The sequence below is a fragment of the Pseudomonas sp. TREG-RG-20F-10-E-6-01 genome, assembly GCF_022662455.1.
Lineage (GTDB): Bacteria > Pseudomonadota > Gammaproteobacteria > Pseudomonadales > Pseudomonadaceae > Aquipseudomonas.
In genome coordinates this window covers 255005-268705 of record NZ_JAKNQP010000004.1, presented here as the reverse complement: position 1 = coordinate 268705, position 13701 = coordinate 255005, and the positions used below count along the sequence as shown (strand labels likewise).

Genomic DNA, 13701 nt, shown 5'->3' with positions numbered 1-13701 from the left:
CACTGGCCAACGTGAATGGACTGAACTTCCGATCATTGTTTTTACACGAGGGCAATGATCGGAAGTTGCTGTGTTGTCTTACTTGGGCATTGCCCAGGACTGCAACTTATAACCATCTTTGTCGAGTTCGGCGCGAGCCTGTAACAACAAATCTTCCAACTGAGCCGGGTCGGTATAGGCGCTCGAGGACAGCTGTTTGCTGCCAATACGCGTATTGGTGCGGTCGATGACGCTCAGGCTGAGGGCGCCATTGCCATCGTGCCAGGCCACGCACTGAAAGGGCTGAAAAGCACGGTCTGCGATCAAAAGAGCTTCGTTGATGCGGAGCGGGGCGTTCATGTGAGTCTTCTCTCTAATGCCCATTCAAGTGAGTGCCGTCGGTTGGGCGAGCCAGGCGGCGAGTTACTTGTACTGATGCTCGATGGCGGGGTACGGGTCACATGCTAGAGCAAGAAATTTTAACTTTCCGTGATCAACGTCAGGTAAGCGGCTGTTTTGAAAGCTGAATGAACGTCTCTGTGCGTGGCGATTTTTTACTTGGAAACCTCCAGCAGTGGCTTTCTGCCAACACTTATAGCGAAATGGTACAAGGCGCGCGTCAATACCTTGCTAGTGTTAGCGCCAGGCCTCACAAACCTTTGTTTCTAAATAACTTTAAGAATATTGGCGCCAAGGAATAGTCATGGTTGTTACACCTGTCCAGCGTCGTCTGCTTGTGGTCGATCCGTGTGATGACTGCCACGGACTGCTGCCCGGTCTGCGCGCCGCCGGATGGGAAGTGGACAGCTGCGCCCTTGGAACCGTCGGCGATCGGTCTTGCGACGTTGGCCTGCTGCGCTTGCAGCCCTATCACCTTGAGCGCCCGGAAGCGGTCAAGGAGTTGATCAGCCGCAGCGGTACCGAGTGGATCGCGGTGCTTAGCCAGGACGTTTTGCGCCTGCAAAATGTCGGAGATTTCGTCTGCGAGTGGTTTTTCGACTTCCACACCTTGCCGTTTGACGTGGCGCGCGTGCAGGTCACGCTGGGGCGTGCGTTCGGCATGGCCCGCCTGCGTGGTAAAGGCCAGACGCTGATCGATGAGCCCGAGCATGAATTGCTGGGTGACAGCCGGCCGATCCGTGAACTGCGCAAGCTTTTGGCCAAGCTGGCACCTACGGAATCGCCGGTGTTGATTCGCGGTGACAGCGGCACCGGTAAAGAGCTGGTGGCCAAGACCTTGCACCGCAAATCCCAGCGTCACGCCAAGCCGTTTGTGGCCATCAACTGCGGTGCAATTCCCGAACACCTGATTCAGTCCGAGCTGTTCGGCCATGAAAAAGGTGCGTTTACCGGCGCGCATCAGCGCAAGGTCGGACGCATTGAGGCGGCTCACGGTGGCACGTTGTTTCTGGATGAAATCGGTGATTTGCCGATGGAGCTGCAAGCCAACCTCTTGCGCTTTTTGCAAGAGAAGCAAGTCGAACGTGTCGGTGGCAGCCAACCCATCCCCGTGGATGTGAGGGTATTGGCGGCAACCCACGTTGACCTGGAAACCGCGGTTGAGAAGGGCACCTTTCGTGAAGACCTGTATTACCGCCTGAATGTGCTGCAGGTGGTCACCGCGCCCTTGCGTGAGCGCCACGGCGATGTAGCGATGCTGGCCAACCACTTTTCACGCTTCTACAGTCAGGAAACCGGGCGCCGCCCGCGCAGCTTCAGCGAGGATGCACTGGTAGCGATGGGGCAACACCCTTGGCCGGGCAACGTGCGCGAGTTGGCCAATCGCGTGCGCCGCGGTCTGGTGCTGGCCGAAGGACGACAGATCGAAGCGGCGGACCTGGGTTTGCTGGGCGAGCAGGCAATTGCGCCACCGATGGCTACACTGGAAGATTACAAGCACCGCGCCGAACGCCAGGCGCTGTGCGATGTGCTCAATCGGCACAGCGACAACCTGAGTGTCGCAGCCCGTGTGCTGGGGGTTTCCCGGCCGACGTTCTACCGATTGCTGCACAAGCACCAGATCCGCTAGGGCGGGTAAAACGAAAGCCCCGCAACGACCCTTATCGTTGCGGGGCTTTTCCTTGCGCGGCTTAAAAGTAGTACGGGAATTTCAAGCTGAACGTAAAGTCCGGAGCATCGTCCGTCATCCCGATCGACAGGTTCGGCACGATGGTCAGGTTTTCCGAGGCGGCAATGGTCATGCCCACGTTGAAGTAACCGGCGTTGGCATCGCTGGACACCACCGACTGCCAGTCCTGGCCGTTTTGCTTGATCTTGCTTTTGCGCTGCACCAGGTCCGACACGGAAAACGACATGCTCATTTTCTCGTTGAGGGCGAAGGCGACCCCCAGGCCAAGTTGGAAGCTGTCGCCGAGGCTGATTTTGCCGGGGACTTTCTGGTTGACGTTAGGGCTGATATCGCCGAATGACTCTTCGAAGTTATGCGTATACGACAGCGAGCCGAACAGCACCGCCGGATCGAAGGTTTTCACCAGGGAGATGCCTGGCGTTACCGACCACACACCGTTGCCCGTCGGCAGGCTTTCCGGCACGGCGAGGTTATTGTTATTGGCTTGCTCGATCAGCTTGATGCCGTAGGGCTCCTGGCCGGTCGGGGCCTTGACGCGCACTGACACCACTGCATCCGGCAGGTTGGCGCTTTCATCCAGGAACTTGTAAGCAATGCCGAAGTTGACATCGCCGATGGTCGGGTCTCGGGTCACCGACGCTTCAGACGTGGCGTTGGAGTCGCCGTTGGCACCGCCCGACTGATAAGTCGACTCGCGGTACACCACCGGCACGTTCAAGTCGAACTGCCAGCGATTGTCCAGGTTGTAGCGTCCGGTCAGGTCCAGGGTCCAACTGTCGGATTTGATTCGGTCCAGGTTAATGTTGCCCAGGAAGATGGAGTCCAGGGCCAAAAAGCCGTTGAGGGAGAGCTGGCGAGCATCGTAGCGGGCATAGGTAAGGCCGGTTTCGAAGCTGAACTTGCCGTTACCGAAAAAGCCGCTGGCTTCGTTGTACAGGTTGCTCACGCTTTGTGCCGGGGCCGAGTCGTCCTTGAGGCTTTGCCCGTAGGAACTGCCGCCGCCGGCGCCACCCGAGGCGGCCGCCGCACCTGTGCCAGGCGTATGACCGGCCACGGTGGTGCCGCCTTTCTGGAAGTCGGCGGGGGATTTGGCCAAGCGTTTGGGTGCGGGCGTTGCGGGTTGGTCTTCTACCTGTCGTACGCGTTGTTCCAGTACGGCCAGTGCTTTTTGCTGCACTTCATAGCGTTGTTTGAGTTCCAGCAGTTCCTGCTTCAAGGTCTCAATGTCGGCATCCGGCGCGGCGTATAGCATTGATGCAGGCAAGAGCGTACTCAAGCAAACCACGGCACGTAACGATAACGATCGATGCATGAAATAAGCCGTCCCTTTCTAATGCGTAAGTGTCGTGGCTCAGCGTAGTTCAATATCCGGAGGGGCGTAGGCCTTTGAGCTGATCAAGATTCAGGTTTTGCGTGAGGTTGTTCAGACCGTTGTTGCCCAGCACCACATTGAGTTGGGTCATGTTGTTCACAAAGTTGCTGTTGCCTTGGATGACCGTGCCTTGCAGGACGTTGCCGCCGCCAATTTGCTGCACCGCATTGCCCTGGTTGTTACTGGCCTGAAGCGCCATTTGCAGCCCGCCGTTATTGGCCGTGACCGTCACCTGGCCGGCTGCGGTGCCGCCGGTGATCGGCTGGCCAGCCATCAGCGCTTGCCCTGATTGCACGTAGTTGGCAGGCGCCAGGCCGTTTTGGGTGACGTTGATGTCCACGCCGTTGCTGGCGGTGTTGCCGTCGCCCGCTGCGCGCACGCTTTGCGTCACGCCCTGGCCGGTGCCCAGGCCTGCGCCGCCGATGACCGTGCCGGTGCCTTGTGGTTGCTGGGTGATGCCGGTGCCATCATTGCCGGTCACCTGCACATAAAACTGAGGGGTCACGGTGGCTGAGCTGACCTGCATATTGGCCGTGCCGGTAACGGTTGCACCGGCGGCATTGGTCCAGGTGCTGCTCATGACGATCCCGAAGCTGATAATCCGCCCCGGCATGACATAACGCCCACGCAGCTCGGCCATTTCCGAGTCCTTGAGTTCGATCGGCTTGAACGCCGAGGAAGCATAGGCAGGTACTGAGGCTGCCAGGCACATGACCGTCAGCCAGCTTCGAGTGTTCATCGTGTGCTCCTGGAGCATCCTGCTCCTTATTGCGCTTCTAGAAGAAGTCGCTCTGGATAAAACCGAAGTCCATCAATTCACTGTCGCGTACGGGGCTGAATTCGTTCAGTTGGCTCTTGGCGGTCAGTGGGTTGGGCGGCGTGAGCAGGGCGTTGGCCTTGTCGTAGCCCTCGCCGATAACCGCGAACACAATGCCGTTCCAGCCTTTGACGAAATCGTCTTTGGCATAGCGCTTGTTACCCAGCACGGGGTCGCCGATGTACACCCAGTCGTTGTCGGCCCGTTGCAACACCACGAAATGCTTGTAGCCACGAATATCCAGCAACACCACCACCGGCACTTTCACGGTGATCAGTACTTGCGGGGTGATCCGGTAGCCCTTGGCGCGCATGTGGATGCTTTCCAGGTAGCGCTTCATGTCCAGCATCGAAAAGCCCTGGGTGCGCACGAGGTTCTGGTCGGCGTTGACCAGCATGCCCTTGATGACGTGGTCTTCATCCACGTCCATCCAATAGGCTTGGCGCAGGATAGTCGCCAGTGCGGCCGCGCCGCAGCTGAAGTCGGTTTTCTGTTCCACCAGGTTGGCGAACTTGCGCTCGCGGATGCTCTCGACCTTCTTGTAGACCACCGCGCCGTTAGGCATGACCACGGCCATTTGCGCCGCCCAGGTCGGGCCGGTGAGTGCCAGCAGCAGAAGGAGGGCTCCGAAGCGCATGATCGTAGGACCTGTTGGACACTGGAAATAAAAAGGGCCTTGTTGCCAAGGCCCTGTCTGCATCAGAAGCGAGTGATTGCGACGTTGTTCTGACCTTGGTTGTTGCTGCCCGACAGAACGTTGGAGTTCGACACGCCGGAGCTGAAGTTCATCGAGTTGTTCACGCTGGCGTTGTTGACCACCGGTTTGCTGCTCCAGCCGTGGCCGCTGCTCAGGTTCTGGGTCAGGTTACCCGACACGTCCTGCACGCCGGCGACGGTTGCGGCACCGCTGTCGCCATTACCCGAGGCGATTGCAACACTGCTGCTGCCCTGGTTGGAGGTGCCCGATGCGGCGTTCAGTTGAATCACGCCCGAAGCGTGGTTACCGCTGTCGTTGAGGGATGCGTTGTTTTTGGTGCCGCTGTTGATCACCAGGTTGCCGGTGTTCGACTGTGCGGTGCCGGTGCTGGCGAATACGAAGTCGGCGTCGCCGGATACGATGGCGACATCGTTTTTGCCTTGGTTGTTGTCGCCGCTCAGCACGTTGCCGTTGGCCACGCCGCTGATGTTGTTGTAGGAGTCATTTGCCGAAGCGTTGTTCTTGGTTTTGTCATTGAGCACCACGTTGCCGTGGTTGCTTTGACCGTCTTGGGTGGTCGCCGCTGCGGTCGTTGGCGCAGACTGTGGATGATGGTTGGGTTGACCCGCTTGAGCAGCAACAGCCATGAGCGCAGCGAGAGCGAAAGCCAGTGGTTTGAGGGCCATTGTAGTTTTCATGGTGTATCTCCTTGCTTCTATTAGTTGGTTAAGTGTTGGTACGTTCCAGCTACCGACTCAGCTCCATCAGTTGAGTCGTAAATTCAGGGTGTTAGCCACTCGGTTCCCCACCCCGGCGCTCTGGTTGACCTGAACCACTCCACGGCTGCCGGTGAAGGCCTGGTCGCTGGTCACGACCTGGCGGCTGCCAGTGGTAGAGGTCAATCCTGAGTCGGTTGCAAGCGCAACGTTCTGTTGCGACATGACGCTGTCGTCGATGCTCTGCGGGCCAGCGCTGACGCTGATTCGCACGGCATTGATCATCTGGTTCTGGGCCCCGGCCGACTGATTGACGCTCAGTGCACCGTTGCCATTGCTGAAAGCGTTGCCCTGGATCGTCGTCCTGGCGTTCAGCGCGCGGTCGGCCGCAGCGCCGCTGATTTTTTGCGTGACGGTCACCGTTGACTGGGCGTTGTGGCCCACAGCGATCGCGACGTTGTTGCTCAACTGTTGCTGATCGCCCGCAGCCTGGTTGATCGAGACCACGCCGTTGTACTGCGTGCCCGAGTTATCGATGCTGGCGTTGTTGTTGCTGTCGGCCATCGCCGCTGTGCAACCGAGCGCCGCCAGTAGCATCCAGGTGCGATTCATTTCATCGCCCCCCCGACCATGCCGCTGATGTTGTTCAGCGGGGCGAGGCCGCTGGATATCGCACCGTTGACCGTGCCCGAAATGCCGCCGCCACTGTGGCCGGCCGCGCTGCTGGCGCCCAGGCCTGGACCGCTGCCGATCGTGTTCAAACCAGTGATGTCGCCGTTGGGCATGATGCTGCGAGTAATGCTTGAGCCGCTGCTGATGCGCCCAATGTCGTTGTCGCTGAGTTCATTGGTGGAGGCGCGCAGCACTTGCGCTGACGGGTTGGCATTGACGGTGTTGGGGTAGGGGTCGACGCCGCGTGAGCGGCCGATGACATACGGTTGAACCTGGCGCTCAATCACGATCACGCCATCACCTGCCGCGAGCACTGGAAGGCTTGCGCCGGCACTCAATACGCAGCTGATCAGCAGGAGGCTCAGTGAGCCTGAAGTGTGTGTGTCCACGGCAGTGTTCCTTATTCTTAGCGCTGACCCTAAACAGCGCTGTAAGGGAGAGAGCAGAACGCGTGCCGCTTTTTATTTGTTTTTGAAATTCAGAGGGTTGGGATCAAAGCAAGGCGAAGTGATGGCCGTGCTGTATCAGCGTTGAGACAGTGCCCCCGTGGCCGCGCATAGGCGGCCCCGCCTCAAGGCTGTCTCATGGCTGAAACAGTCGGTGTGACAGAACGATGAATCCGCTCAGCACGGGCGGTTCAGGGCACACATGTGTTTCAAAAATGGACACTCAGGGCGCAAGCGGTCCCGTTGATGCAAAGGGCATCAGCCTTTGGGGGCTTTACGTGGAATCGAATTGAGCACGGGGTTGCCGTCCTGGTTCTGGGTCAGGTAGACCGGCAAAACCTTGGGCAGGGAGGGGACGAGGTTGTTGACCTCGTTGATGTTGTAGATGCCGCCGATACGAATGGTCCCGGTGGTGGTGTCTGCCAGCATCACGGGTTTATTCAGGTAGCGGTTGATCAGTGGCAATGCATCGGCCAGCGCCAGGTTGTCGAGCACCAGTTTGCCCTGGCGCCAGGCAAGCGCGGCGTCATTGGGGCTGATCGCGGCGATTTGCGGCGTAGCATCGCCCGTGTGGTAGCTCGCCTGCATGCCCGGAGTCAGCGGCACGCTGCCATGCACGGCGTCGCTGGAAATCTGTACCGAGCCCTCAAGCAGCATTACCCGCACCTGGTCCTCGTATTTCCAGACGTTGAATTGCGTGCCCGTGACGCGCACCTGGCCGTCGCCAGCCCGCACGATGAAAGGGTGATGGCTGTCGTGAGCGACCTTGAAAAACGCCTCGCCCTTTTTCAAGGTCGCCCGACGCTCGTCCTTGTAGTGGCTGTAGACCAACTCGGTGCCCAGGTTCAGCTCCACCTGGCTGCCATCGCCGAGGGTGATCTTGCGCAGACCCTGGGTGGCTTCGAAGTGTTCATACGAGCTGGGCAACCAGCCCGCTTCCCAGCCCGTGAGGGCGGCAAGCGGCAAGGCCGCCAGGCACACGGCTGCGGCAACGGCGTAGGCGCGCAGCCGCCTGCGCGGCTTAAACGCCAGCACCGCCGGCGCCGGCTCGCTGCGTGGCAGGTGATCGGCCACGTCCCAGATTTCCAGCATGGCCGCGTATTCGAAGGCGTGCAGGGGATGGGCGTCGTGCCAATCTGCAAAAGCCTGACGTTCGCCCGCCGTGCAGTCATCGGCATGCAGGCGCATGCACCAATGCGCGGCGGCGTCGGTGATGGCGTCATATTCGGCTTCTGAAAGGGACTTTTCGCTCATTAACTCATCCTGATTTCGCACATTCTAACCTCCCGAGGCGGATGGCGAGAACAGCCATCATGGCGATTGCACATCAATTGGAACTTATTCTCGTTTGAAAACATCAGAAAAACAGAGGACATGAGTCCGTCATTCCCCCCAATGGAGTACGAAAATGCTGAAGAAAACCTTAGTCGCCCTGTGTGCAACCACCGCGCTGCTCAGCGCTGGCGCAGCCCTGGCGGATAAACCGGGCGCGGGCTGGATCACCATCGAGAAGGCCATTGAAACCGCCAAGGCCAAGGCCGGGTATGTCGAAGTCTACAGCGCCGAAGCCGATGACAAAGGCTACTGGGAAGTCAAAGGGCGCAAGTCCGATGGCGTCGTCTATGAAGCGCGTATTGATGGCGCTTCGGGCAATATCCTGCGTGACCAGAAAGACTGACGTCCTGCCGGGAGCCTGCTCAGGCTCCCGCATCCAGCGCTCGGCCCAGTTGGCAGATCAAGTAAGTCACCGAGTCGGCATTCGCCAGAATGGTGTCGATGCGTTTGTCCGGGTCGCTCATGAAGATCGCCCGGGCGTCGTTGAGCGTCCGCGCTCCGGTGGTGTTCAACACTTTATTCTTCAAGGCTCGGGTCCAGGGACGGTCACCAAAATCCTCCCATTGCTCGCTGAACACATCCCAGGTCTTGAACAGCATCGTCGCCGGCGTCAAGGTTGACAGCGCCGTGTCGCGCAGGTGAGCAAGGTCCATCAACATCAACGGCGCGCCGCTGACGTGTACATTGATCAGGTCTGTAAACGGTCGCATGGTGTCCAGGTAGGCCAGGTCTTCGGTCGCGGAGATCAAGTGCGTTATCTCGTGAATCAACGTCGTCGCACGTGCGTGCGCCGAAATGTCGAACGGGACGATCAAGCGGTTCTGATAGATGTCCATGCGTGGGTCGAAGAACCGGTCCAGCAGGTAGATCTTCTTTTCGGCGTCGTTGGGCAAGACGAAGGCGAAGGTGTCGTGCGGGCTGTACCGGTGGATACCGCTGACAAAACGCATCGAGTCGGGGGCGGTCAGGGTGGGGTTGACCAGTTCATCGAGCACTTCGTCGACTCGCCGTTCAACCCTGTGCATTTGTTCAGCGGTCATGGTGATGACGCCGAACAGCTCACTTAAAAAACGTCCGACCCGACTGTTCGGGGCTCTCAGCACGGCAAAATTGACGATGTTGCGCTTGCAGGTGACCGCATAGTAGGTCGCAACGTTGAGCGCTTCGTCGATACAGTGCGCCTTCCAGCTGGACAGCGCGGCGATTTCCCGCAAACCCACGGCCTCGATATTGATGGCTTCCCGCTCGGCTGCACGGGTGGAAAGCTTGCCTGCGTAGCGGCTCAAGGTTTTTCCAAAGCGCGGGTGATGCCGGTCAAGGTCCAGCACCCACTCGCCCAGGGCGTTGCGCTGCAAATAAGGGCCTTGCTGTGCACCGTTGCTGATGCGCCAGTGCTCACCGGCTTTTTTCACGGGGTAGACTTTGCCCGCCAGCGGCACCAGGCTGAGGGCGCCGATGTCATCGTGGTACACGTGGCTGTAGGCGCTTTTTGTCAGGTCGGCCAGGGCAGTGTCGTGGTGTTCAAAGGTTTGCAGGTGCGTACGCAGCGGCGCCGTCAGGTCCTGCTCTGCCAGGCTGGTCGCGGTGGGGGCAGGGGCCTTGAGCCATTGCTCCAGCGTCGGTTGCTCCGCGGGGGTTGGCGCATCGGGCAAAACCCTCTCCAGGCTTTTGCGCAAGGTGGCCATTTCGGCCACGCCTAGCGCGAAAGTTTTCAAGGCGTGCGCCCAGCGGTGTTGCTGCAAGTCTTCGGCAGACACTTTGAACAGTTTGTAGCTGCGCCACACCATCAGCGGGTACGTGAGTTTGCCCGCCATCAACTGCAGGGTCTTGGGGATTTTGCTGGTCAGCAGGCGGGTGATCGCCTCCCACTGTGTTTTGCCCGAAAGCGTGAACTGGCAGCTCAGCATCCGGTTCAGCATCTCGCTGTTGTCGGCAAACAGATGGTTGAGCAGGTTACCGCTGATGGGTGATGAGCCCAGACGAATCTCCGGGCTCTGCTGACGCCCTTGCGGCTGCAGCAGATGGCGGTAAGTCGCCTGATGGGCCGTTTCCAGCTGACCCACGATCCACTCCTGCAAGGCCCCGGGCGTAGTGAATTCATCGAGCAGGGCGGCTTCATTCGCGTATTCCCTCAACACATGTTGGGGGCTGTAGGGCGCGTACAAAACCACTGGGGCGGAGGCGTCGGCGTGCGGGCCGATCAGGTAGCAACCCAAGGCCTTGACCAGGGCTGCACCCTCGGTGGCTATCAGTTCCAGCGGGCGAATGGTTGCCGTCACGCCGCGCACGGCGGCGCGAGCCACGGCGTCGGGCATATCCAACACCTGCCGGATAAAACTCCAGGCCGAGCCGGACAGCCGCCCATCCAGTTTTTGTTCGTGGGCGTATTGCAGCAGTTGCCAGGGCAACTGCCGACAGAACAGGTGACGGCGCTGGCGTGTGTCTTCGGTTTGACCGCCCAAGTGACTGGTCAGCAATGCTTGGTAGAGGCTTTTCAAGTCCAGCTGTCGAACCAGTTGCACCACGGCATTACCGTCCAGCGTGGGCGGCAGCGGCGTGGCAGTACGTGAGGTCGGGCGGATCTGCTCGGCGCGCAACGCGGGCAGGTGCCGCAGGGCGAAGTCCGTCAGCGTTTGAATGGTGCCTTCGCGTTCGATACGCGCAGGAATCAGTATGTTGTCCGGGTTGACCACCTGCCCGGGAAAGCGCGCATTGAGCAGGGTTGAAAGCCTGCTCATGACCTGTTCGCGCAAGGGCGTGATGCTGTGCAGATAGTCACGCTCGTCCGGCGCACTGAGGCGATATTGTTCAAGCAGTTCGGCATGCAGGATCTGCTCTGACGGCTGCGCCATGCCCAGCCATACCGGCAGCGCCTGCTGGTTGACCAGGGCGCGGGTAAGCGTGACAGCCCTTTGCAGGTTGGACGGCGGCGCCCGCCGGATCAGCGCGTCCATGCAGTCCTGAAAGCGTTGTACGCTCACTGGCATCGACAGCAGGTGATCAACCTCGCCCGACAGGAGCTGGTTGTAGGACTGTTGACGGTTGTTGAGCAAATGATCGTCGATGCGTTGCATCGGGCCCAATTGAAGGCGTTGATGAGGCACACGCCTCGACGCCGGCAGGTTTTCGACAAGGGGCAGGCGCGCCTGCTCATCCTGCAAGCGTTGCCCCAATTCATCGCGCAAGGCCTGGATCGAATCAAACGCCTCATAGCCGCGACTCACCGTCCATAGCAGCGCCGCACCGGAATGAAGAACGTCCAGGCCGCCGCGTTCCGACAGCACAAAACAATTGGCCAGGGGCTGCAGCGCGGTCTGCGTACCGACCTTCAAGGTCAGGCCATAGGCATCCGGTATAAAGCCGTTCAGGCCGTGGCGGGTCAGCCTGTCCATGCTGTCGGCATTGAGCACGCTGCCCAGCAGCCCGAGATGAGCCGGCGGCAAAGTCTTGGACAAGCGCCTCAGCTCAGCTTCGCCACTGAGGCCCTGAAACATCGCCTGGCCAAGATGCACAGGGTGAGTGTCCACCAGCAGGTGCGGCAGCGCGCGCAAGCCTTGCGTAAACGAGCTCAAGACCCGCTCGATGACTGCGTTGAACGTGGCCACGGTCAAACTCGGCACCTGGTAGGCGACGCCTTTGCGCCGCTGATAAAACCCGCTCCGGCTGGAGCCGGTCAAGGCGCTGGCCTGCCGGACGAGCCGCGCAATGAAGTGTTCAACCATGTTCAACGAGGTCTGCGGTGGGCGCTCTTCGCGCTCCAGTGCTGTGGTGGCGTAGGTGTTGATCTCAATAGTGTCGGCACTCAGCGCCAGGTGCCTGCTGGCCAACTCTGCCTCCAGGGCGTGGGCTGCCAGCGCGCGAAGGGGCCTGTGTTTGCTACGTTCGAGCACCAGCGCCGCATCGACCGCGTGCAGCCGCTGCAAGTGCGCCTTGGCCTTTTCCGCGATGACCGTGCCGGGCTGGCCACTGCCCGTGGTGATGGGGTGGACGCTCCAGCGCCCCTCGGTCTCCTGCTCCATCAAACGGCTGTCGAGCAGGGTGCGCAGGTCCAGCGCACTGTCGAGCAGAGCGGCCAGGTCGATACTGCCCGCGCCGCGCCGATACAGGCCCAACGCATGTTCCAGGTTGTTGAACTGTTTGGCCGCGATGTCTTCGATCATCTCCTCGAAGACATTGCCGACCACAGGATGGCCTGTGACGTGCAACGCGTCCGTGCCGACAAACAGACTGCGCTCATCCAGCGAGACGAAGTTAAGCAGCTCATCTTCATGCCCGGCGGTCCTGAGCATGACCCGCAGCGTGTCGTTAAGGGCATTCATGTCCTTGAGTACCTGCAGACCGCGCGACTGAGTGTAGAGATAAGCGTGGGTGTAGCTGATCAGCAAAGTGCTGGCCAGCTCCACCGTCTGATGATAGGGCGCGTGAACGCGCACTTTTTCCACGCTCAGGCTACTGGCGTAGGCGGTGCGGGCAGCCTGGTCCGAGAGAAACAGGGCGCGCAGCGCCTGGCTTTCTTCAGTGCTCAGGATCGTATTCTGGTGTTTGAACAACAGGTCGGCGCGAAACTTGTCACTCATCACCCGGGCAAAAAACCGCAGGCGTGATTGCCCGCCGTCGAAGTCTTCGTTCCAGTAGGTCTGGAGCAGGCTGTGCAACAGGCTCGAAAGGAGGCTGCTGGTTTGTTCGACGAGGCTGTCCCAGCGTTGCTGGTCTTCGGCCAGTTGCGCCTCGGTAAACGCGCGGGTGTCATGGCCGATGTTGAAGAACGTGTGGGTCTGCCCCGAAGGCCAGGCTTGCTTGACGTAAAACTGCAGCAGCGCATCGCGCAGTGGCATCGAGGCGACCCAGCGACGGTCTGCTGCCGTTGAGGCCTGGCTGAAAAAATTAACCCGCGTATCGCTCTGGTTGAGGCCGGGAAAGCAGGTCCGGGCCATGATGGTGAGCAATGTGTCGAGCATCCAGTGCAGGCTGGGGAGCTTACGCAACTGCTCGAGCATCGCGGCCACATTTTTTTGTTGGCCGGCCAGGATGGCCTGCTCCTGGTCTTCCATGACCGCGCCCGGGATGACGGCGGTGCTCACCGTCAGGTGCAGATTGACCGGCAGTGCATCACGCTCGCCGATGGCCACAAACTGCAGCCACTCTTCGCGCTTGGCCGGATGTGCCAGGCGCTCCTGTACGTCAATGAGCAGGTCGGCGCGGCTGTCGAACAGCTCCAGGCCGCCATAGGGGCTGTAGAGCACGGCCTTACTGGCATCGGGTGTGGGGCTCATCATAAACGCCCCGGCCAGCACGATGGCGGGCTTGCCCTCAGCGGTGGCCAGCAGCCGTTCCACCTTCATCGGGTAGCCGTGCAGCGCCTCATTCTGGCGCGCTGCATCAGTGGCGTAGTAGAGCGTGTGCAGCCAATCAAGGTCCTTGACCGAAAACCCCAGCGCGCGCTCTCGCGCAGTCGGGGCTTTGCGTTTGACGGTCCGTAGGAACTCATCGAAAAAGTACGGCGGTGTCACGTGCGTCATGGGGTGCTCTCCTTCCACGCGGCGGTCATCAAGCGCCAAAGTAGGAGGTCGCACAGCAC

Annotated in this window: 11 protein-coding genes; 2 read left to right on the top strand and 9 right to left on the bottom strand. The window is 60.1% G+C overall.

Annotation, left to right across the window (positions count from 1 at the left end; genetic code table 11):
- Positions 1-78 precede the first annotated feature (78 nt).
- A complete protein-coding gene (locus tag L8K08_RS15315) occupies positions 79-339 on the bottom strand; it encodes a hypothetical protein (protein WP_106579746.1) in 261 nt (86 codons plus the stop codon).
- A gap of 343 nt (positions 340-682) precedes the next feature.
- Here L8K08_RS15315 and L8K08_RS15310 point away from each other — a divergent pair, with 343 nt between their 5' ends.
- Complete coding sequence (locus L8K08_RS15310; protein ID WP_242198336.1) at positions 683-2008, top strand: sigma-54 dependent transcriptional regulator; 1326 nt, start codon at positions 683-685, stop codon at positions 2006-2008.
- A gap of 61 nt (positions 2009-2069) precedes the next feature.
- Here the strand turns inward: L8K08_RS15310 and L8K08_RS15305 are convergent, their stop codons facing one another.
- The 7 genes from L8K08_RS15305 to L8K08_RS15275 form a co-directional block, all read right to left on the bottom strand.
- Entirely contained in the window at positions 2070-3380 is a 1311-nt protein-coding gene (locus L8K08_RS15305; protein WP_145165703.1) for a transporter, read from the bottom strand.
- Positions 3381-3429: 49 nt separating this feature from the next.
- A complete protein-coding gene (locus L8K08_RS15300; protein ID WP_242198334.1) occupies positions 3430-4179 on the bottom strand; it encodes a hypothetical protein in 750 nt (249 codons plus the stop codon).
- 37 nt (positions 4180-4216) lie between these two features.
- Positions 4217-4894, bottom strand: coding sequence for a C39 family peptidase (locus L8K08_RS15295; protein WP_145165701.1), 678 nt, complete (start codon positions 4892-4894; stop codon positions 4217-4219).
- Between the two features lie 62 nt (positions 4895-4956).
- A complete protein-coding gene (locus L8K08_RS15290; RefSeq protein WP_145165700.1) occupies positions 4957-5652 on the bottom strand; it encodes a heme utilization protein in 696 nt (231 codons plus the stop codon).
- A gap of 66 nt (positions 5653-5718) precedes the next feature.
- Entirely contained in the window at positions 5719-6282 is a 564-nt protein-coding gene (locus tag L8K08_RS15285; protein WP_242198332.1) for an adhesin, read from the bottom strand.
- Entirely contained in the window at positions 6279-6731 is a 453-nt protein-coding gene (locus L8K08_RS15280; protein WP_145165698.1) for a hypothetical protein, read from the bottom strand. Before L8K08_RS15280 ends, L8K08_RS15285 begins: the two co-directional genes overlap by 4 nt.
- Before the next feature lie 315 nt (positions 6732-7046).
- Entirely contained in the window at positions 7047-8042 is a 996-nt protein-coding gene (locus tag L8K08_RS15275; RefSeq protein WP_242198330.1) for a FecR family protein, read from the bottom strand.
- Positions 8043-8196: 154 nt separating this feature from the next.
- Between L8K08_RS15275 and L8K08_RS15270 the strand changes: the two genes are divergently transcribed.
- Complete coding sequence (locus L8K08_RS15270; protein ID WP_106579755.1) at positions 8197-8466, top strand: PepSY domain-containing protein; 270 nt, start codon at positions 8197-8199, stop codon at positions 8464-8466.
- Between the two features lie 19 nt (positions 8467-8485).
- Here L8K08_RS15270 and L8K08_RS15265 read toward each other — a convergent pair whose 3' ends face one another.
- A complete protein-coding gene (locus L8K08_RS15265; protein WP_242198328.1) occupies positions 8486-13642 on the bottom strand; it encodes a DUF6543 domain-containing protein in 5157 nt (1718 codons plus the stop codon).
- Positions 13643-13701 lie beyond the last annotated feature (59 nt).

Excerpts from the sequence above, each read along its gene's own strand:
- L8K08_RS15310 (WP_242198336.1), top strand. The coding sequence starts at position 683 with ATGGTTGTTACACCTGTCCAGCGTCGTCTGCTTGTGGTCGATCCGTGT.
- L8K08_RS15305 (WP_145165703.1), bottom strand. The coding sequence starts at position 3,380 with ATGCATCGATCGTTATCGTTACGTGCCGTGGTTTGCTTGAGTACGCTC.
- L8K08_RS15265 (WP_242198328.1), bottom strand. The coding sequence starts at position 13,642 with ATGACGCACGTGACACCGCCGTACTTTTTCGATGAGTTCCTACGGACC.
- L8K08_RS15315 (WP_106579746.1), bottom strand. The coding sequence starts at position 339 with ATGAACGCCCCGCTCCGCATCAACGAAGCTCTTTTGATCGCAGACCGT.
- L8K08_RS15290 (WP_145165700.1), bottom strand. The coding sequence starts at position 5,652 with ATGAAAACTACAATGGCCCTCAAACCACTGGCTTTCGCTCTCGCTGCG.
- L8K08_RS15275 (WP_242198330.1), bottom strand. The coding sequence starts at position 8,042 with ATGAGCGAAAAGTCCCTTTCAGAAGCCGAATATGACGCCATCACCGAC.
- L8K08_RS15300 (WP_242198334.1), bottom strand. The coding sequence starts at position 4,179 with ATGAACACTCGAAGCTGGCTGACGGTCATGTGCCTGGCAGCCTCAGTA.
- L8K08_RS15295 (WP_145165701.1), bottom strand. The coding sequence starts at position 4,894 with ATGCGCTTCGGAGCCCTCCTTCTGCTGCTGGCACTCACCGGCCCGACC.
- L8K08_RS15270 (WP_106579755.1), top strand. The coding sequence starts at position 8,197 with ATGCTGAAGAAAACCTTAGTCGCCCTGTGTGCAACCACCGCGCTGCTC.
- L8K08_RS15285 (WP_242198332.1), bottom strand. The coding sequence starts at position 6,282 with ATGAATCGCACCTGGATGCTACTGGCGGCGCTCGGTTGCACAGCGGCG.